This is a genomic window from Denitromonas halophila, from assembly GCF_007625155.1.
Lineage (GTDB): Bacteria > Pseudomonadota > Gammaproteobacteria > Burkholderiales > Rhodocyclaceae > Nitrogeniibacter > Nitrogeniibacter halophilus.
Genome location: NZ_VMNK01000015.1, coordinates 529,057 through 547,710 on the forward strand (window position 1 = coordinate 529,057; position 18,654 = coordinate 547,710).

Here is an 18,654-nt window from a genome sequence, read left to right on the forward strand (position 1 = left end):
TCGCGGTTACGACTCCGACAGAATCTTGCGATAACGCAATTTTGTCGGATCCGATCTATGGGATGATCACGCGGCTCGATGGGCTTTTCCATCAGTAGCGAATCAGACAGACTCGACGGAGTGGAAACGAATGGCCTTCGTCATTCTCTCCGCCAAGGCGCTGACCCAGTCCAAGGTCCGCACGGTTAGTGGGCGGACTTTTTTGCTGGGCGTCTCGGCAGCAGTATTGCTAACGCTTGCGAGCGGCATTTGGCTCGGCACGCGGCTTGTTGAGCCGCCGGAGCCAATTCTTGTGGCGACAGTCGATGAGGCTGCGGTCAGTATCGACGCGCCCGAAGACAAATTCGTGATCGACCGCCTTGGCGAACTCACCGGTCGCCTGTTCCGTCTTGAATCCGATGCCAAAACCCTCGCCAATCGCGTGGGTGTACTCAACGCCTTCGAGCGGCGCCTCAAAGGCAACGCTACGCCGGGTGTTGCCAAAACCGGCCCCGCGGGCGGCCCCATGATTCCGCCGATTGGCGAAACCTTTCTACGCAAGCAGGCTTTCGACTTCAGCTCGGCGCAAACCGGTCTGGATCAGCTCGAAGATGAACTCGCGCGTCTTGACCAGGTGCTCTCGTCCATTGACGAGCGCGCATCGACACGCAAATTGTCCTACATGATTTTCCCCAGCCGTCCGCCGGTCACCGAAGGGCGTCGCAGTTCGGTGTTTGGGAACCGCTACGATCCGTTTACCGGACGTCGTGCCTTCCATAGTGGTCAAGATTTTGCTGCACCATCGGGCACCCCGATTCGCGCCAGCGCAGGTGGCAAGGTCATTGAAGCCGGGTATCACCGTGAGTATGGCAACAAGGTCGAAATCGACCACGGCAATGGCTTGGTCACTCGCTATGCGCATGCCTCGAAGCTCTATGTGAAAGAAGGCGATGTGGTCACGCCGGGTCAGAAAATCGCAGCGGTCGGTTCAACCGGCCGTTCGACCGGCCCGCACCTGCATTTCGAAATTCTGGAAAACGGCGAGTTTGTGGATCCGGTGCACTACCTCGCCGGCTCCTGACGCCGACGCCCCGTGACCTGGTTTCGTCGCAAATCCGAAACACGCGATCTGTCGAACGACGCCTTTGTTCTGGCGACGGAGAAGCAGCAGCGACGCAACTGGACGCCGTTACTGCTGATCGTTCTGATTGGCAGCGCCGCTTATGCCGGCCTGCAGTACTTTGAAGCGCAACTCATCCCCGCCACTGACCGAGTCGCTGAACTCGAGCGTGAAAACGCCAAGCTTCGCGACGAGCTCGAATTGCAACGGATGAACCTCAGCGTCGAGCAAGCCACGCGCGCCGAACTCGAAAAGGAACTGAGCGCTCGTTCCGCGGAAATCAGTCGTCTGGGTGACGAGTTGGCATTCTTCAAGAACGCCCAGAAAAAGCCGTAAACTTCCCAATCTGCTTTAAGTGCATCGCAATGACGCACCGAACTTTGTGCGCCCCCGCATTCGAGGAGAATTTCCCATGTTTGGCAAAAAAAAATCAGACAACGCTAAGTCTATTGAAATCAACAAGTTGTCCAGTTTGATTGCGGATAATGTCGAAATTGTCGGTGATGTGATTTTTTCTGACGGTCTGCGCGTCGATGGCCGAATCGAAGGCAACGTCATCAACAAGGGCGACGAGCGCGGCTTGCTTGTCCTGAGCGAGCGAGGTTGCATTGAAGGCAGCGTTCGAACGCATGATGCGGTCATTAATGGCACAATCATCGGCGATGTGACGGTCTCGCACTTTCTGGAGCTTCAGCCGAAGGCGCGCGTGACTGGCAACATCAGCTACAGCCAGTTGCAGATGGATTGCGGCGCCTCGGTGGACGGCAAGCTCGAGAAGCTCGAAGAGGCGGATGCGGGCACCAAAGTCGTCAAACTGGGCAGCACCCCGACGGCGGCGCCCGTTGCCGCAGCGTCTGGCAAAAAAGACTAAGCAAACGCTGCTTTAGAGGACTTTCATGGAATTTGTGCCCACCTGGTGGCACTGGCTGGTCGTGGGTATCGTCTTGATGCTTGCCGAGCTGGCCATCCCCGCATTTTTTGTTATCTGGTTCGGCCTGGGCGCCGTCCTGGTCGGTTTGCTGTTGCTCGTTGCGCCGGCCCTGTCGCTGACGGTTCAGTTGCTGTTGTGGACGGTTGCGTCGGTGGGGCTGACGGTGTTGTGGTTTCGCGTGTTCCGGACTGATCAGCACAAAACCCGGATCGGTCAGGCTGGCGGCACGGTGATCGGGGAGGTCGGCCTGCTGACCACGCCGGTTGCGCCCTTTCAGCCCGGCCAGGTGCGTTTCCAGAAACCCGTACTTGGGGCCGAGCAGTGGGAATGCCGGGCCGAAGACACCATCGCCTCGGGTGAGCGCGTGCGTGTGCTGTCGGTTGAAGGTAGTTACGTTAACGTCATCAAACATCACTAAGGGAATAGCATGCCAGACGTTTTGATCGTCATGATCGCGGTGTTGATCTTCGTGGTCATCACCATTGCCAAAGGGGTGAGGATTGTTCCGCAGGGTGAGGAGTGGATTGTCGAGCGCCTTGGCAAATACCACGGCACGATCATCCCCGGCCTCAACATCATCATTCCCTACCTGGACAACGTCGCTTACAAGCTGGTGACCAAGGATCTGATCCTGGATGTGCAGGAGCAGGAGGTCATCACCCGCGACAACGCGGTGATCCTGACCAACGCGGTGGCGTTCGTGAAGGTGACCGATCCGGTCAAAGCCGTGTATGGCGTGACCGATTTCGGCGAAGCCATCCGCAACCTGATCATGACCACACTGCGTTCGATTCTGGGTGAAATGGATCTGGATGAGGCCTTGTCGTCGCGCGACAAGATCAAGGCGCGGCTGCGCGAAAGCATTGCCGACGAGGCGGTCGATTGGGGTTTGACCGTCAAGTCGGTTGAAATTCAGGACATCAACCCGTCTGCCTCCATGCAAAAAGCGATGGAAATGCAGGCCGCCGCTGAGCGTGAGCGCAAGGCGATGGTGACCCGTTCCGAAGGGGCCAAGCAGTCCGCCGTGCTAGAAGCCGAAGCGCGTCTTGAAGCCGCCAAGCGCGACGCCAGCGCACAGGTGATGCTGGCCGAAGCGTCGGCCGAGGCGATCCGCCGTGTGGCGAATGCCGTGGGCGACAACCCGGTGCCCTTGCAGTTTGTGTTGGGTGAAAAGTACGTCGCCGCCATGCGCGACCTGAGCCAGTCCGACAATGCGAAGACGGTGATTTTGCCGGCGGATATTCAGGAGGCGGTCAAAGGCCTGTTTGGTAAATTCGGCCGCTGAGACGCACACAGCAAAACAAAAACAATCAAGGCGGCCTGCGGGCCGCCTTGATTTTTATGGGTAGCCGCGGAAACCTGTCAGCAGATACAGGGTGAGGCGCCGCTCAAAATTGCGGTGGACCGATACTGAAACCTCTCCGAGTGTCGTGACCGAATCGAAGCGGCTGGCCACATCGTCGATCTGTGCCGTACGTGAGAGAAACAACACCGGCTGATCACGATAGCGATTGAGGTCGGTCGTGAGCTGGTAGTGATCCGCCACGCCGCCGTCCGGGTTCCAGCTGGCGTAAAGCGGTGGCTCAAGCCGGTAGATCACCTGCGCGAGCAACTCACGATCCTTTGCAACGATAACGGCGCCGGGGTGTTCGGCCAGCACCGGGGCGACCTGATCGGCCAGTGCTGACCAGCCACGGGCTCGCTTGTAGGGATCATTCTTGGCCGTCAGTTCAACGCCGACAACCTGGGTAATGTCGGGCCAGTGATACACCACCAGACCGAGCGCGAGATTGAGCACCACGGCGCTGACGGCAAAGCGCCAACGGCCGGATTCGGCCAGAAAGGCGATTACGAGCACGCAACCGGCAACAAAGATGGGCGCCGCCCAGTTGCCGTTGGCGCGCCCGGTCAGCGCTTGAAACGACACCAGCAGCAGCAAGGGCAGTACGAAGAGCAGCAAGCGACGATAACGGTCCTCGCGCCACAGTCGCCGTGTGCGCAAAAAAGCCCACAGCAACCCAAGCGTCAGCAGCGGGCCAAAAGACAGCCACTGCGCACCGATGAACTCCACAAATTCGCCCGGCGCCCAGCCCCGGGAATCCAGACGAGTAATTTCGGCCGTGTGACGGAAGGTGGGGAAGTCATTGACGACGTTCCACCATACGTTTGGCGCGAAGACTGCCAGGCCCAGCGCAAAGGCCGCCCAAGGCTTGATGCTCAGTAACTGGCGGCGTCCGCCGGGCTCGGCCAATAGCACGAGCAGCGCGGAGCCGGCGAAGGCGATCATGGTGTACTTGGACATCATGCCCAGCCCGAAGGCCAGACCCACCAACAGCCAGTGCCGCCAGGCATGGGTGTCGCGTGCGGCGACAACGCCGTAGATGCCAAGCGCCCAGAACAGCAGCAGCGGCGCATCGGTTGAGACAAACAGCCCCAGCGTCGACACCAGCGGCAGGGTCAGGAAGGCCAGCGCCGACCAGAAGCCGACGCGCGCCGTGAACATGCGCTCGCCCAGCGCGTGGAGCACCAGCGCGGTGAGTGGATAGCACAGCAGCCCCGGCAGCTTGAGGGCCAATAGCGTGTGGCCGAGCAGGGCTTCGGAGGCGGCGATCATGCCGGCGATCAGCGGCGGCTTTGAGTAGTAGCCCCAGTCGAGCGCTTGCGACCAGCCCCAGTAGTAGGCCTCGTCGACATACGGATCAATGCCCAGATGCCCGATGATCCAGGCGCGATACCCGGTGAGCACCACCGCCACAAGCAGCAGCAGGCGGAAGGATTGGGCGTTGTTCATTCTGCTTGTTTCCGCAGCAGCACGACGCCGCCTTCGGCAAACACGGTGTCAAAGCCTGTCTCGGGCACGCGGTCGATTCGCGTGATGGCCAGCTCACCCGCAGCCGGCACGCGAGAGGGCGTCGGCGATTGCGCATACACGCTGAAACTCGGGGCGTCGAAGCGCATCCGAACCGCCGATTCACCAAGCGCATGCGCATGCAGGCCGGCATCGCGCACCGGGCCTTGCAGCACTTCGCCAAGATAGGGCACGACGGTGCTGGTGAGTACGGCGATCTGCAGCACCGCAGCGACGGCCATTTTCCGCCAGGTGCCGGTTGCCTTACTGGTAAGCAGCGCCAGCCACAGCACCAGCGCACCGAGCGTGACGGCGTAGTAAGGCCAGCCGGCGAGATCCATGGCGCGCGACAGCTGTGCGCGGTAGAACGGATTGCCGGCATTGCTCTCTGACAAGAAGCCGAGCAGCGATGGCGCAATGACGAACAGGGCGAACAGGATAGTTGGCGCAATGGCATGCGCCCAGGTGCGACCATGATCAAAGCGGTGCGCGGCGATCAGCAAAAACAGCGGTGTCGCGCCATACAGCGCGTAGTGCGGCAGCTTGGTGCCGGACAAGCTGAAAAACACCACCACAAACGCCGCCCAGATCCACAGGTAGCGACGCACGCCGGTGGCCATGTCCTTGCGGATCTGGCGGCAGGCGGCAAACAGCGGGCCGGTCCACGGCAGCAGCAGCAGCGGCACGGCCAGCACGTAATAGAACATGCTGCCGGCGTGGCCTTCGAGTGTACCGGTGAAGCGTTTGACGTTGTGCTTGAAGATAAAGCCGTCGATGAACTTCTGGCCATGGATGCCCAGCGCTGCGGCATACCAGGGCACCACCAGCACGATCAGCAACGCCCAGCCGATCGGGTCGCTGATGGCCTTGAGCCAGGTGCGCCACCGCTGACGGCTGGCGCAAAACAGGAAGGTGACCGCAATCGGTACGATGATCGCGATCGGGCCTTTGGTTAGCACACCGAGGCCGATCCACACATAGGTGCGCAGCAGCGGCGCGCGACGGCCGGTTTCCAGGTGTCGCCAAGCGTCGAACAGCGCCAGTGCCAGCCACAGGTTGAGCAGGGCGTCAGCAGTGGCAGCACGGCCAATGGCAAAGGGGCCGATGGCGGTGCTGACCACCAGCAAGGCGGCCAGCGCGGTCTGCGCGCCGAAGCGCTCGCGGGCGAACTTCCAGGTCGCGTAGCTCCAGCCGATGGCGGCCAGCGCCGAGGGCAGGCGGAAAGCCCATTCGCTCGGCCCAAGCACCCAATAGGCGGCCGCTTGCAGCCAGTAGATCAGGATGGGTTTGTCGAAGCGATGCTCGCCATCGAGATAGGTCGATAAGAAGTCGCCACGCTCGAACATTTCGCGCGTGGCTTCGGAGAACGCCCCTTCGTCCACGTCGAACAGCGGGTAGCTGCCGAGAAAGGCCAGGTAGCTGATCAGCGGCAGGAGGAAGACCAGCCAGCCGATGAGCCGGCGTGGGTGGGCGTTCGTGTCGCTCATTCGTGGTGCTCGGGGGTTTGCGCCCAGCCGGCGGCGTCAGACAGTTCCTTGGTGGGGCGGGCGAGATAGGGCTTGGTGATGCCCGACTCGAAGTACACCCGCGCCAGCAACTCGGCCAGCACGCCGGAGGTCACCATCTGGATGCCGGCAATGACCAGGAAGAAGCCACCGAACAGCAGCGGCCGTGTGCCGATGGATTCACCGAAGAAGACCTTGAGTGCCATCAGATAGGTCAGGATCAGACTGCCCAGACCACCGAGCGCAATACCGATGCCACCAAAGAAGTGGCCGGGGCGCGTCCGGTAACGCATGAAGAAGTACACAAACACCAGATCGAGCACGACGCGGAAGGTGCGCGAAATGCCGTATTTGGATTGCCCGAACACCCGCGCGTGGTGCGCCACCACTTCCTGCGCGATGCGCTTAGGCGTGGTGACGGTGGCCAGCCAGGCCGGGATGAAGCGGTGCATCTCGCCGTACAGGCGCACGTTCTTGATCGCGCTGGCGCGGAAAACCTTCAGGCTGCAACCGTAGTCTTTAAGCTGCACGCCGGTCAGGCGGGCGATCAGGCGGTTGGCGATGCGCGACGGAATCTTGCGCAGCCACAGGCCGTCTTGTCGGTCCTTGCGCCAGCCGGCGACCAGGTCGAGGTCTTCGGTCAGCAGGCGGCCGGCCATGCGCGGGATGTCGATCGGGTCGTTCTGCAAATCGCCGTCCATGGTGGCGATGACGGTGCCGCGCGCCGCGTCGAGGCCGGCCTGCATGGCGGCGGTCTGCTTGAAGTTGCGCACCAGCACGACCACGCGCACATGCGAGCCGTACTTCTTGGCGCAGCGCTCGAGTTCATTGGGCGTGCCGTCCGAGCTGCCGTCGTCGACCAGCACCACTTCCCAGGGCCAGGGGTAGGGGCCCAGCGCGAGGTGGATGCGTTCGAGCAGCGGTTCGACGTTTTCCGCCTCGTTGTACATGGGCACGACCACCGACAGCCGATGCTTGGGCAGGTTGTCGGGGATGCGCGGTTCAGCGTGCGGAAGCGGAGAAGTGTTCATTGACGGTCAATGCCTTGTTTGGGTGCAGATTGCATGCTCAGGCCGGCCAGCCAGGCGAGGGCGCCGGCGATACTCGAACACGCGATAACGAAGAGATGCAGGGCAAGCGCCACTTGCAGCCCGGTTTCAAAATCAATGCCATTGGGCAGCAGTGCCGCCGCCGCCCCGGCTTCATAGGTGCCAAAACCCGCCACGCCTTGCACCGGCAGGATCGCGGCCAGTTCGGCGCCCAGCGCACCGGCCGCGCCGATCAGGGTGGACGCGCCAAGCAACACCGACAGCAACCATGCCTGGGCCGCCAGTTTGACCGACCAGTTGGCGATCGTCCATAGCCAGCCGAAACGCGCATGGCGCGTGGATTCGGCAAAGGCGTTGCGCAGCTTGCCAAAGCGCGCCTGCCACGGGCCGCCTTCGTGCCAGGCATGCGTGCGCCGTGCCCAGCGTGGCAGTACAAATGCCGCCGCCATGACTGCCAAAATGCCGCCAACGCGTAGCCAGGCCGGCAAGCCCGGCCATACAGCCAGGGCCAGCGCCATGACCACAAACGCATCCTGCAGGCGGAACCACACCAGCGACGCGACAGCTCGGCCGAGCGGGGTGCCAAAGTTGCGACCCAGCAGAATCGGAAAAGCCGCCTCGCCACCGCGAAATGGCACGATATTCACCATCGCATTATGGATCAGCACAATTCGCAGGCAGGTGCCAAATCGACCGGCCGCATCGTGACGAAACTCGTCCCACACGCGCAGTGCGCGCAGCGCGTAGCTCAGGGCAAAGCCAGCTGCGGCGATGACCAGCGCGCTGATCGGGGTGTTCTGGATCAGCCCGCCCAGCGCCGACCACTGGCCCTTGGCAATAAACCACGCCACCAGCGCTAGGGTGAGAATAACGGCCAGTGCGCGCTTCATGCGGCGCTCGCCATCGTGCGCTTGAACGCCATGCCCGCAGCGACCAGTCCGGCCAGGCCGAGCATCGTCGACCAAAGCTGCGCCTGCGGATAGCCCGTGGCGAAAAACACTCGGGCCAGACACACCACGATGCCCACGACGCTCAAGGCGATCATCGCCCGGCGTGACTGCCACAGCGGCCAGCGTTGCGACAACACTACGCCGATCACCGCACATAGCCAGCCCGCCGCCGCGCCCGCCAGCACATCGCCCGGCCAGTGTGCGCCAACTGCAAGGCGTGACAGAGCGACCAAGACCCCGGCCAGCAAGAGCAGCAGGGCGGGCAGGGCGCGCCGACACGCTGGCGTGCTCAATAAGAGCGCGGCAATCAAGGTAAAGGCAGTGGCCGTGTGGCCGGACGGAAAGCTGTAGCCCGAGAGCGTGACGCCGATCTGGTGTAGCGCGTCGGCTGGCAAAACGTCATGCGGGCGTGGCGCATCGATCAGCGCCTTGAGGCCGCGGACTACCACGATACCCGCCGGCCAGGCCATCACTGCCGCCACCACGGCGCGCGGTGCGCGGCTTAAACACAGCGCCAACAAGGCACCCACCGAGAGCACACTCGCGGTATCGGTGATCGTCGCCCACAGGCTGTCTGGCAGGGCACTCGTCCATTGATTGATAGCAAGAAAGGCCGGCGTGTTCGCACCACTGGCTATCATCCCGGTGGCCGCTAACGCAAACACCAGCGGCGGAGCGATGCACCAGCCGGGCGAGAGCGGCGCGGGCGCCAGAGGAGAGGTCATGGAGTAGGGCGGTCGGGCTAAAAGGCGAATTCTAGCCTAAGCGGCCCTACGCGAACCCGCCGGGGTGCCTGTCGTCGTGCCGCAGCGCATCGTCGTCCGTTGGCAGCGTGTGGCTCAGGTATAATTCTGCCTTCGTTTTTTCGCCGGCCGCCGCTCGTGGGCGCGACGCAACTCACCTCTGCCTGTCCCCGCCGATCACATGACTGAAATCATCACTCTCCGCGGCGCATCAGCGCTGTCGGCACCCCGCCAGACCCGCCTCGCCGACACTCTCGGCCGCGTCATTTCGCGCTTTCATGGCGTCCATGCCGAGTTCCAGTATTTCATTGAGCTGAACGCTGCGCTGGACGACGTCGCCATGAGCCGACTGGTGGACTTGCTCGGCGCGCATCCGTCCGACGACGCACCGCCCGAAGGCGAGTTGATTCTGGTTACGCCGCGCCTGGGCACGATTTCGCCGTGGTCGTCCAAGGCCACCGACATCGCCCACCAGTGCGGTTTCGACGCCGTGGTGCGCATCGAGCGCGGCATTGCCTACACCGTGATGGCCAAGGGCGGGCTGGGGGTGCTTCGTGACAAGGTGCTACCGCTCCTGCACGACCGCATGACCGAGTCGGTGCTTGACTCGCTTGCCGCCGCCGAGGCGCTGTTCCACCACTACAGCCCGCAGCCGCTCACCAGTGTCGACATCCTCGGCGCCGGTCGTGGCGCGCTTGAAGTGGCCAACCGCGAACTCGGCCTGGCGCTGTCTGACGACGAAATCGATTACCTCATCGACAACTTCACCCGCATCGGCCGCAACCCGACCGATGTCGAGCTGATGATGTTCGCCCAGGCCAATTCCGAGCACTGCCGCCACAAGATTTTCAACGCCGACTGGGTCATCGACGGCCGGCCCGAAGAAAAAACCCTGTTCGGCATGATCCGCGAGACCCACAAGGCGCAGCCCGAAGGCACCGTGGTGGCCTACTCCGACAACGCCTCGGTGATCGAAGGCGCATCGGTCGATGCGCTCTACCCGAGTGCCGACGGCCAGTGGCAGTTCCGCACCGAAACGCAGCACATTCTCGCCAAGGTCGAAACCCACAACCATCCGACGGCGATTTCGCCCTTCCCGGGCGCGGCCACCGGTGCCGGCGGCGAAATCCGCGACGAAGGCGCCACCGGGCGCGGTTCGCGGCCCAAGGCCGGTCTGGCCGGCTTCTCGGTGTCCAACCTCGCCATCCCCGGTTTCGAGCAGCCGTGGGAAAAACCTTATGGCCGACCCGACCGCATCGCCTCGGCGCTCGACATCATGATCGAAGGCCCGATTGGCGCCGCCGCCTTCAATAACGAATTCGGCCGTCCCAACCTCGCCGGCTACTTCCGCAGCTTCGAGCAAGAAGTGCAGGGCGAAGTGCGCGGCTATCACAAGCCGATCATGATTGCCGGCGGCCTGGGCAGCATTCAGGCCGAGCAGTCCTTCAAGATCAAGTTCGCCCCCGGCACCCTGATGATTCAACTCGGCGGCCCGGGCATGCTCATCGGCCTCGGCGGCGGCGCAGCCTCCAGCATGGCCACCGGCACCAACGCGGCCGACCTCGACTTTGCCTCGGTGCAACGCGGCAACCCCGAAATCCAGCGTCGCTGTCAGGAAGTCATCGACCGCTGCTGGCAGCGCGGTGAAGCCAACCCCATTCTGTCGATCCACGACGTCGGCGCCGGTGGCATCTCCAACGCCATGCCCGAGCTGGCCGACTCAGCTGATCTCGGCGCCAAATTTGAACTGCGCGAGATCCACATCGAAGAGCCGGGCATGAGCCCGCGCGAGATCTGGAGCAACGAGTCGCAAGAACGCTACGTGCTGGCCATCGCCCCCGAATCGCTGGACGGCTTCCGCGCCATCTGCGAACGCGAGCGCTGCCCGTTTGCCGTGGTGGGTGTGGCCACCGACGACGGCCAGCTCACCGTGACCGACCGCCAGTTTGAAAACAAGCCGGTCGACATGGCGATGTCGGTGCTGCTCGGCAAGCCGCCCAAAATGACGCGCAACGTGTCGCGCCGAGGCGTGTTCCTGCCGCCCTTTGATGTCACCGATGTCGAATTGGCCGACGCCTGCCGCCGCGTGCTGCGCCTGCCGGCCGTCGCCTCCAAGAACTTCCTCATCACCATTGGCGACCGCAGCGTGGGCGGGCTCACCGCGCGCGATCAGATGGTCGGCCCGTGGCAAGTGCCGGTGGCCGATGTGGCCGTCACGGCCATGAGCTTCCACGGCGACAAGGGTGAAGCCTTTGCCATGGGTGAGCGCACCGCGCTGGCCTGTGTCGACGCCGCAGCCAGTGGCCGCATGGCCGTCGGCGAAGCCATCACCAACGTGGCCGCCGCCGACATTGCCGACATCAAGCAGATCAAGCTCTCCGCCAACTGGATGGCCGCCGCCGGCCATCGGGGCGAAGACGCCCACCTGTTCGACACCGTCACCACCGTGTCGCAGTTCTGCCAGCGCGCAGGGCTGTCGATCCCGGTAGGCAAAGACTCGCTGTCGATGAAAACCGCCTGGAAAGAGGGCGGTGAAGACAAACAAGTGGTTTCGCCGCTGTCGCTCATCGTCACCGCCTTTGCGCCGGTGCAAGACGTGCGCCGCACGCTCACCCCGCAGCTTCAGCTGCTTGAGCATGAAGACACCGAGCTCATCCTCATCGACCTGGGCAACAACAAAAACCGCCTCGGCGGTTCGGCGTTGGCGCAGGTTTACGACAGCGTCGGCGAACACGCCCCCGACGTCGACCCCGCCCAGCTCAAGCAATTCTTCGCGCTCATCCAACGCTTCCGTCAGGACGACCTGCTGCTCGCCTATCACGACCGCAGCGACGGCGGCCTGTGGGCCACCGTGTGCGAAATGGCGTTTGCCTCGCATTGCGGTCTCTCGCTGCTGCTCGACACCGTCTGCTACGACGAGTGGATGAACGATGTCGACGGCCTCGACAAAAAGCCCGACACCCTCAAGGGCCGCTTCAACGACAAGGTCTTTGCCGGCCTGTTTGCCGAAGAGCTCGGCGCCGTGGTGCAAATCCGCCGCAGCGACCGCGCCCGACTCACCGAGCCGCTGCGCGCCGCCGGGCTGTCGTATCACTTCATCGGCGAGCCCAATAACAAGGACGAGATCCGCGTCTGGCGCAACGCCAAGCTGCTCTTCAATGCGTCGCGCATCGAACTGCAACAGACCTGGACCGAAACCAGCTACCAGATCGCCCGCCTGCGCGACGACGCCACCTGCGCGCAAGAAGAATTCGACGCGCTGGTCGACGCCACCGACCCCGGCCTGAGTGTGCGCCTCAGTTTCGATGCCAATGAAGACATTGCCGCCCCAATGATCGCCACCGGCGTGCGCCCCAAGATCGCCATCCTGCGCGAGCAGGGCGTCAACTCCCATGTCGAAATGGCGGCCGCCTTCGCCCGCGCCGGTTTCGACCCCTTTGACGTGCACATGTCCGACCTGCAGAATGGTCGCTTCGCGCTGGCCGATTTCAAAGGCGTCGCCGCCTGCGGTGGCTTCTCGTATGGCGACGTGCTCGGCGCCGGGCAGGGCTGGGCCAAGTCCATCCTGTTTAACGCCAAACTGCGCGACGCCTTCGAAGCCTTCTTTGGCCGCGACGACACCTTCGCACTCGGCGTGTGCAACGGCTGCCAGATGATGTCGCACCTAGCGCCCATCATCCCCGGCGCCCAGCACTGGCCCACCTTCCACCGCAACCGCAGCGAGCAGTTCGAAGCCCGCTTCAGCCAGGTCGAAATCCTCGACAACCCGTCCATCTTCTTCGACGGCATGGCCGGCAGCCGCATGCCCATCGTCGTCTCGCACGGTGAGGGGCAGGCCGTGTTCAAGGCTGGTGACAAAGACAACGTCATCCGTGCCGTGCGCTTCATCGACCACCACGGCGAAGCCGCCGAACGCTACCCCTTCAACCCCAACGGCTCGCCCGAAGGCATCACCGGCGTTACCACCGACGACGGCCGCTTCACCATCATGATGCCGCACCCCGAGCGCACCCACCGCAGCACGCAAATGTCGTGGTACCCGGCCGGCAGCGGCGAAGACTCACCGTGGATGCGCATGTTCCGCAACGCCCGCCACTGGGTCGGTTGATGGCACGCAGGTAACACAAGCAGCAAACAAAAACGGAGCCGAATCAGGGCTCCGTTTTTTTTAAACGTAGGGCGGGTTTCAACCCGCCACCCCGCCTGAACAACACGACCAACCACAAGGTAGATGGGCAACGCGCTGCCCACCATCGCCACCTCAGCCCATGCGATCGAGCGGGCTCACCACGCCACGCCCACCCTTGTTGAGCACATGGGTATAGATCATCGTCGTCGCCACATCCGAATGCCCAAGTAGCTCCTGCACCGTTCGGATGTCATAGCCAGATTCGAGCAAATGCGTCGCGAACGAATGACGCAGCGTATGCGGTGTGGCGGGTTTGTAGATGCCGGCAAGCTTTACCGCCTGCTTCATCCCTCGCTGAATACGCCGCTCATCCATGTGATGTCGCCCCACCTTGCCGGTACGCGGATCGGTCGACAAATCCTTGGCAGGAAAAACATACTGCCACCCAAGGGACACGGCCGCCGCCGGATACTTGATGGCCAGCGCATTGGGTAGCCAAACGGCACCCCGGCCCTGAGCCAGGTCGAATTCATGCATGCTGCGCGCGGCCTCGACCTGTGCAGTCAAAGGCAAGAGCAAGGTATCGGGCAACATCGTTACCCGGTCTTTGCCGCCTTTGCCGTCACGGATCAAAATTTCCTTGCGCGCCAGATCAACATCCTTGATACGCAGCCGCACAGCCTCCATCAAGCGCATGCCAGAACCGTAAAGAAGCCCGATCACCAGACCGATTTCGGGATCACCGATGGCTCCGCGAACGGCTGCCACCTCGTCCCGAGTCAGTACCGTAGGCAAGCGTCTGGGCTTCTTTGCGCGAACAACATCGTCCAGCCACGGGAACGGTAGTTCGAGAACTTCGCGGTACAGAAATAATAAGGCGGACAGCGCCTGCGTTTGCGTGGCCGCACTGACATTCCGTTCAACCGACAACGCACTCAGGAAGGCCTCCAACTCCCGCTTTCCCATGTCGCGAGGGTGGCGCTTGCCATGGAAAATGATGTACCGTTTGATCCACCCCAGATAGGCTCTTTCTGTGCGGATGCTGTAGTGCTTCAACCGGATTCGAGCTCGAACGACTTCGAGCAAACGCGGGGCAGGGGGAGATGACGTGCTAAAAGTGTTATCCGACATTGTGAACAGCCTTCTGGAGCTATGCGTCATGAAAATCAACGACTTGCTGAAGCGTATCAGAATATCCCTATGTCGTATAAGTCGTGTACACGCCGTTTTGTCGTCTACTTAACAGTTAGCCCCTATGAGCAATGCACCGAGAAATCTCGTGTTAGTTACTGTATTGGCCGTACTGTACGTGGCCAGTGTGTTGTTCCTCTACATGTCGGCTTTTCTGTTTCTCGTACCAGTACCAATCACTATTGCAGGCTATCAGTTAGCTTACGGGAGCCCCCTGTTAAGACGGGCGCTTGTTTCGGCGGTGCCGTTCGCTTCTTTGCCTCTATTGATAGTTTTCAGTGCCGGGCGTGAGTTTATTTCTGTTGCCGTTCTTCACACACTTCTTATCGGTCTTCTATATGTCCAGATTTGGGAGGTTCTGCTGTGGGTTGTTGGGTCTAACAAATCGCTCAAGTCGGACGCGCGAAAGTCGCGCGCCTCTTAGCTAATTCGTTAGGCATGCTCATCAACACTAATCTCGTTAGTCCGAATGAAAACCTACATACTCTTGCTGTCCCTAATTGCATCGAATCTGGCATACGGGCAAACACAAAGTGCAAATAATGATGCAGAAAAGAATGCTGTCGTGGCAAAAATCATGGACAAGCTAAATATGAATCGCCTCGTAGAACAACAAATTGGCGCTTTAGTTTCCATGGTTAAAAACCAGGCACCGTTGGTTGTTGCTGAGGCCAATATTCCAATCCCTCAAAGAGGCAAGGCAACCCGAACAATCGTTGCAGAGCTAGAGACTATTTATGTGCCACTGGTTAGCGCTTCAAAAAGTATAACGGTAGCGGCATATACGGCGGCATTTACGCTGAGTGAGCCTAAAGAGTTACTGGCTTTCTACGAGACTCCGCTTGGCAGCAAGTTGGCAACTGAGTTGCCGAGATTGCAGGCGGAAGGAATGAAGAAAGCAAACATTGAGGGGCAACGCTTAACATCTCAAGCATTTTGTACAGCATTCGCCAAACTGAAAACGCAAGGTATCAATGGCGGTATTCCCCCATTTTGTAAATGATGCGAAAGCTAATGCCTAACAATCCAGTCAACCGGACCGCCGAACACCCGCCTTTAGGTTTCCGCTATCCGCCTTGCGCGGCGTCCGGTTACTTTCGTCGTTGGGCCTCACAATTAGAGCAGCAAGATGCCATCTGAAGCCGCAGACTTCTTCGCCTGGACCGTTAAGCCAACGGTGTCTGAGTTTCTTGTGAATCCGCGAGACATTCGCCGTGGCCGTCTTGCCGCCATTGTTCTTAATCACATGGCGGACTATTTGGCTCTAGAGGGATACGTGGGGCACGAAAGAAACGAAATGGATAGCCGGGTGAAAGCTGTCCGAGAAAAGCTGACTGCCAGATGTCCAGATTTTTCTCTGATCCGAGACATTGCTGACGTCACGAAGCATGCAAAATTGTCTGCTCCAAAGAAAGGCCCCCTACGAGACCTATCTTCTTCGCAGCAGATCACAAGATCCCCCGGTATATTCCAAGCTCCATTTGGTGAAGGCGTGTTTGCCGAAGCCGTAATCGTGTTCGCCACACTTAATGATGGAACGGTTAAGCCCCTTGAACCTGCCATTCATTCTGTGATGGCAGCTCTGGAAGAACAGTTGGCTGGCGTCGCATCATGATGCAAGAGTGCGGCCCAACCCATCATTCGAGCGGACCTGCGCGAAAAGCCGCGCAGTCCGCTCAATTCAAACGTTAGCCGTTCCTATGGATCAACTTGACCCGCCTTGCTATCTGAATGGAGATCAACCACCTATCATTGGGTGCGTTTGCACTGCTTTCTACCTCGTGCAGCACCAGGTAGACGGCGAAATTACCGATCCGGCGAATGTCGCCTACTTCAAATTTTCAAGTGGCTGGGTGAGGCTCTATTTCGAAGGAAATACAATCTTCTGGCGTGGATCAGAGCAACCGCATGAACCAGTCAATGACGGACATTCAAGGATGCTTGTACTTGCGAACCTATCTGAAATGAAAGGCGTCATCGAAAGTGCGCTCGAATCAATTGAATACTGGGGCACATCAACTGAAGTCGGGGCAAACCTACGCTTCGCTGGCGGAAAAGAGCTTTCTTTTCGTCATCTCGGAAATTGTGATGCAACGCTGTTTAACGGCTAACCCGGCGCTCAACCCCGCTCCCTTTGGTCGCTGGACGCTGCGCGATAAAGCCGCGCAGCGCCGGTTAGCTCTACGTTGGGCCCCTCACTCATGAGCGCCACATTTCACTTCACCTTTGAAAATGACTGGCGGACCGCACCGCTAGCATTCTGGGTGCATGTGCCTGTTCCGGGAACCACAGAATTGTGCGAGCCGCCCGCTCCGAATCAAGTACCCCACAAAGGCTACCTCGTTTTGCATGTGCAGTTTGATGAGTACGAACTTCAGTTCAGTGATCCCGCACAACTCGACCACTTTATCGAGGTGCTCTCATCCAAACCGCTCCCCACCTCACGGCAGCTGTCTTCTCGCCGTGGCCTTCCGGTTGGACCTAATGGCCATTGGTTAAGCCGCCTCCCAGCCAAACTGAAGTCACCACGGAAGCGCCTCCAATTAGTCCAGGCCTTGACATCGGTACGCGCAGAGTTGCCACGTCCGTGGCCCAACAATTCGCTCCAGGGGACGCTGCGCGATAAAGCCGCGCAGCGTCCCTGAGCTTTGACGTTAGAGCTCACAATCCCATGGAAAACGCGCTGATCGGACTGCTGGGGGTGCTCGTCGGTATCCTTATTAACGAAATGCTACGTCGTAGAAACCGCATTGAGAACTATGCGACGAAGGTATTTGATAAGCGACTGGAAATTTATGAAGGACTCTATTTGCGCGTAACCGCTGCGAGTGAAATAGCTACAGACGTAATCGAGAATCCTGAGTACTCACCACAGCAACGTCATGCAATTGTGTCAGCCGGAATTCATGAAATAGCCGGCTGGTGTGACCAATACGACATGTACGTTAATCCTGAACTCACCGTTCACTGCACCCCTCTGTTGATGGGCGTCGAAGAAATTTTCGACATAGAAGACTTTGACGAGAAAAAGGATCGAATAGCGCAGTTCAGTGAAGAACTACGTAATGCCAAGAAGATGATTCGTAAGGAGGCGGGTATCGCCGACATCGAGAAAGCATTTTCGTCGATAACAAAGCCGAAACATACCAGCCCTGTCATCGACTACTACAGAATGAAAAAACGAGAGTTGGGCGCCAAAGGGAAGTGGGACTAAGCGTGGAAGCCATTTTTGTTTTTTCCGGCCAGATCGTTGTATGGTCTTTGCGACATAGCTCTAACCTGGCGCTCAACCTCGCTCCTTTCAGTCGCTGGACGCTGCGCGATAAAGCCGCGCAGCGCCGGTTAGCTCTACGTTGGGCATCACAAAAAGGAGAAGCAAATGGGCGAGTGGTCTGAATACTTCGAAGATTTCCCGGACGAGAATCCGGCGAACTATGTCGGCAACAAGTTTGACCCAAAGGGCGCCGAAGCACTTCGGGCGGCAAAGGCAAAGCAGGCTGCTGAGCAATCCAAGCTCAATGCTGAGATTGCGCGCATTGTGCAAAAGCATCGAAAGCCGGGCTCCTCTGAGAGCGGAAGCAAGTAGGTGAAAGCTCTGCTGCCCAACAAGGCGCTGCATCCGACCGTCAAAACGCTACGCATTTTGCCGTCGGCTGAGCTTTCACGTTAGCCGCTACCGAAATGAAACTCCGCACGCTATTGATCGGCTCTCTATCGGCACTTGCTGGGGCTGTCGTCGGCTTTCTTGGTGCCGTCAAGCTCTTCGCCATCGACGTCGATTTGCTTTCGGTTCCCTATGCGAACGAGCCTGTAACCACCACCGAGCCCTTCACTGCCTCTGATGGCGCGCATTCATTGGTTGTTCCCGCCGGAGCTAGCCTCATCCACCGATATTCACCAAAGGGCGTTCCGGTTTACTCGCTTGAGTTCGTCGGCACGCTTTCCAGCAGTCCACGTACTGTCCCAGCCAGCGACACAGGTTACTTCTATGTTCAATGAAACTAACCCAGCGGCTAACAAATCGTTCGTGTGGGACCGTCAAAAATGCTGCGCATTTTCCCCGGCCCCACGGTAATCCCCCCGTTTTTAGCGCTCACCAGAAGTAGAGGTCATGGCACGAGGGCCAATTTCTGTTTCGGGGTGATGCCTCCAAGGCCCATGTTCGGACGCTCATGATTGTAGGTCCAGAGCCATTTTGTTGCATGGTTC

18 protein-coding genes are annotated in these 18,654 nt (G+C 60.2%); 12 read left to right on the forward strand and 6 right to left on the reverse strand.

What is annotated here, in order from left to right:
* Positions 1-130 precede the first annotated feature (130 nt).
* From FHP91_RS16870 to FHP91_RS16890, 5 genes are all read left to right on the forward strand, one after another.
* Positions 131-1,060, forward strand: a complete 930-nt coding sequence (locus FHP91_RS16870) for a M23 family metallopeptidase (protein ID WP_144310672.1) — start codon at positions 131-133, stop codon at positions 1,058-1,060.
* Positions 1,061-1,072: 12 nt separating this feature from the next.
* On the forward strand, positions 1,073-1,435 hold the full coding sequence (locus FHP91_RS16875) for a hypothetical protein (protein ID WP_144178729.1): 363 nt from the start codon (positions 1,073-1,075) through the stop codon (positions 1,433-1,435).
* Positions 1,436-1,511: 76 nt separating this feature from the next.
* Positions 1,512-1,970 (forward strand): bactofilin family protein, encoded by a 459-nt coding sequence (locus FHP91_RS16880; protein WP_144310673.1) that lies wholly within the window; start codon positions 1,512-1,514, stop codon positions 1,968-1,970.
* Positions 1,971-1,995: 25 nt separating this feature from the next.
* A complete protein-coding gene (locus FHP91_RS16885; RefSeq protein WP_144310674.1) occupies positions 1,996-2,448 on the forward strand; it encodes an NfeD family protein in 453 nt (150 codons plus the stop codon).
* A 9-nt stretch (positions 2,449-2,457) separates the two neighbouring features.
* Positions 2,458-3,315, forward strand: a complete 858-nt coding sequence (locus FHP91_RS16890) for an SPFH domain-containing protein (protein ID WP_144310675.1) — start codon at positions 2,458-2,460, stop codon at positions 3,313-3,315.
* Between the two features lie 54 nt (positions 3,316-3,369).
* On the opposite strand, the gene FHP91_RS16895 is transcribed toward FHP91_RS16890, so the two are convergent.
* Genes FHP91_RS16895 through FHP91_RS16915 form a run of 5 tightly spaced genes read right to left on the reverse strand, consistent with a single transcriptional unit; the run spans position 3,370 to position 9,107 of the window.
* Positions 3,370-4,821 (reverse strand): glycosyltransferase family 39 protein, encoded by a 1,452-nt coding sequence (locus FHP91_RS16895; protein WP_144310676.1) that lies wholly within the window; start codon positions 4,819-4,821, stop codon positions 3,370-3,372.
* On the reverse strand, positions 4,818-6,365 hold the full coding sequence (locus tag FHP91_RS16900; RefSeq protein WP_144310677.1) for an ArnT family glycosyltransferase: 1,548 nt from the start codon (positions 6,363-6,365) through the stop codon (positions 4,818-4,820). The genes FHP91_RS16895 and FHP91_RS16900 overlap by 4 nt, the downstream gene beginning before the upstream one ends.
* The gene (locus tag FHP91_RS16905) at positions 6,362-7,414 is read right to left on the reverse strand and encodes a glycosyltransferase family 2 protein (RefSeq protein ID WP_144310678.1); all 1,053 of its coding nucleotides are present in this window, start codon (positions 7,412-7,414) and stop codon (positions 6,362-6,364) included. Before FHP91_RS16905 ends, FHP91_RS16900 begins: the two co-directional genes overlap by 4 nt.
* Complete coding sequence (locus tag FHP91_RS16910; protein WP_144310679.1) at positions 7,411-8,322, reverse strand: lysylphosphatidylglycerol synthase transmembrane domain-containing protein; 912 nt, start codon at positions 8,320-8,322, stop codon at positions 7,411-7,413. The genes FHP91_RS16905 and FHP91_RS16910 overlap by 4 nt, the downstream gene beginning before the upstream one ends.
* Positions 8,319-9,107, reverse strand: coding sequence for a phosphatase PAP2 family protein (locus tag FHP91_RS16915; protein WP_144310680.1), 789 nt, complete (start codon positions 9,105-9,107; stop codon positions 8,319-8,321). The genes FHP91_RS16910 and FHP91_RS16915 overlap by 4 nt, the downstream gene beginning before the upstream one ends.
* A gap of 199 nt (positions 9,108-9,306) precedes the next feature.
* Here FHP91_RS16915 and purL point away from each other — a divergent pair, with 199 nt between their 5' ends.
* Positions 9,307-13,233, forward strand: coding sequence for a phosphoribosylformylglycinamidine synthase (gene purL, locus FHP91_RS16920; RefSeq protein ID WP_144310681.1), 3,927 nt, complete (start codon positions 9,307-9,309; stop codon positions 13,231-13,233).
* Between the two features lie 153 nt (positions 13,234-13,386).
* Here the strand turns inward: purL and FHP91_RS16925 are convergent, their stop codons facing one another.
* Complete coding sequence (locus FHP91_RS16925) at positions 13,387-14,415, reverse strand: integron integrase (protein ID WP_449240250.1); 1,029 nt, start codon at positions 14,413-14,415, stop codon at positions 13,387-13,389.
* A 499-nt stretch (positions 14,416-14,914) separates the two neighbouring features.
* On the opposite strand from FHP91_RS16925, the gene FHP91_RS16930 reads away from it, so the two are divergent.
* From FHP91_RS16930 to FHP91_RS16960, 6 genes are all read left to right on the forward strand, one after another.
* The gene (locus FHP91_RS16930; protein ID WP_144310683.1) at positions 14,915-15,448 is read left to right on the forward strand and encodes a DUF2059 domain-containing protein; all 534 of its coding nucleotides are present in this window, start codon (positions 14,915-14,917) and stop codon (positions 15,446-15,448) included.
* A 126-nt stretch (positions 15,449-15,574) separates the two neighbouring features.
* Entirely contained in the window at positions 15,575-16,060 is a 486-nt protein-coding gene (locus tag FHP91_RS16935) for a hypothetical protein (protein ID WP_144310684.1), read from the forward strand.
* 85 nt (positions 16,061-16,145) lie between these two features.
* Positions 16,146-16,556 carry a hypothetical protein gene (locus tag FHP91_RS16940; RefSeq protein WP_144310685.1) on the forward strand — a complete coding sequence of 137 codons (411 nt, stop codon included), beginning with the start codon at positions 16,146-16,148 and terminating at the stop codon, positions 16,554-16,556.
* A 560-nt stretch (positions 16,557-17,116) separates the two neighbouring features.
* Complete coding sequence (locus tag FHP91_RS16945) at positions 17,117-17,659, forward strand: hypothetical protein (protein WP_144310686.1); 543 nt, start codon at positions 17,117-17,119, stop codon at positions 17,657-17,659.
* 165 nt (positions 17,660-17,824) lie between these two features.
* Positions 17,825-18,031 carry a hypothetical protein gene (locus FHP91_RS16955; protein ID WP_144310688.1) on the forward strand — a complete coding sequence of 69 codons (207 nt, stop codon included), beginning with the start codon at positions 17,825-17,827 and terminating at the stop codon, positions 18,029-18,031.
* Between the two features lie 95 nt (positions 18,032-18,126).
* On the forward strand, positions 18,127-18,444 hold the full coding sequence (locus tag FHP91_RS16960) for a hypothetical protein (protein WP_144310689.1): 318 nt from the start codon (positions 18,127-18,129) through the stop codon (positions 18,442-18,444).
* The last annotated feature ends 210 nt before the right edge of the window (positions 18,445-18,654 follow it).

What these genes read in the sequence shown, in the direction of transcription:
- FHP91_RS16925 (WP_449240250.1), bottom strand. Translation starts at nt 14,415, where the DNA reads ATGACGCATAGCTCCAGAAGGCTGTTCACAATGTCGGATAACACTTTT.
- FHP91_RS16905 (WP_144310678.1), bottom strand. Translation starts at nt 7,414, where the DNA reads ATGAACACTTCTCCGCTTCCGCACGCTGAACCGCGCATCCCCGACAAC.
- FHP91_RS16885 (WP_144310674.1), top strand. Translation starts at nt 1,996, where the DNA reads ATGGAATTTGTGCCCACCTGGTGGCACTGGCTGGTCGTGGGTATCGTC.
- FHP91_RS16880 (WP_144310673.1), top strand. Translation starts at nt 1,512, where the DNA reads ATGTTTGGCAAAAAAAAATCAGACAACGCTAAGTCTATTGAAATCAAC.
- FHP91_RS16930 (WP_144310683.1), top strand. Translation starts at nt 14,915, where the DNA reads ATGAAAACCTACATACTCTTGCTGTCCCTAATTGCATCGAATCTGGCA.
- FHP91_RS16910 (WP_144310679.1), bottom strand. Translation starts at nt 8,322, where the DNA reads ATGAAGCGCGCACTGGCCGTTATTCTCACCCTAGCGCTGGTGGCGTGG.
- FHP91_RS16955 (WP_144310688.1), top strand. Translation starts at nt 17,825, where the DNA reads ATGGGCGAGTGGTCTGAATACTTCGAAGATTTCCCGGACGAGAATCCG.
- FHP91_RS16960 (WP_144310689.1), top strand. Translation starts at nt 18,127, where the DNA reads ATGAAACTCCGCACGCTATTGATCGGCTCTCTATCGGCACTTGCTGGG.
- FHP91_RS16900 (WP_144310677.1), bottom strand. Translation starts at nt 6,365, where the DNA reads ATGAGCGACACGAACGCCCACCCACGCCGGCTCATCGGCTGGCTGGTC.
- FHP91_RS16935 (WP_144310684.1), top strand. Translation starts at nt 15,575, where the DNA reads ATGCCATCTGAAGCCGCAGACTTCTTCGCCTGGACCGTTAAGCCAACG.
- purL (WP_144310681.1), top strand. Translation starts at nt 9,307, where the DNA reads ATGACTGAAATCATCACTCTCCGCGGCGCATCAGCGCTGTCGGCACCC.
- FHP91_RS16940 (WP_144310685.1), top strand. Translation starts at nt 16,146, where the DNA reads ATGGATCAACTTGACCCGCCTTGCTATCTGAATGGAGATCAACCACCT.
- FHP91_RS16945 (WP_144310686.1), top strand. Translation starts at nt 17,117, where the DNA reads ATGGAAAACGCGCTGATCGGACTGCTGGGGGTGCTCGTCGGTATCCTT.
- FHP91_RS16890 (WP_144310675.1), top strand. Translation starts at nt 2,458, where the DNA reads ATGCCAGACGTTTTGATCGTCATGATCGCGGTGTTGATCTTCGTGGTC.
- FHP91_RS16895 (WP_144310676.1), bottom strand. Translation starts at nt 4,821, where the DNA reads ATGAACAACGCCCAATCCTTCCGCCTGCTGCTGCTTGTGGCGGTGGTG.
- FHP91_RS16915 (WP_144310680.1), bottom strand. Translation starts at nt 9,107, where the DNA reads ATGACCTCTCCTCTGGCGCCCGCGCCGCTCTCGCCCGGCTGGTGCATC.
- FHP91_RS16870 (WP_144310672.1), top strand. Translation starts at nt 131, where the DNA reads ATGGCCTTCGTCATTCTCTCCGCCAAGGCGCTGACCCAGTCCAAGGTC.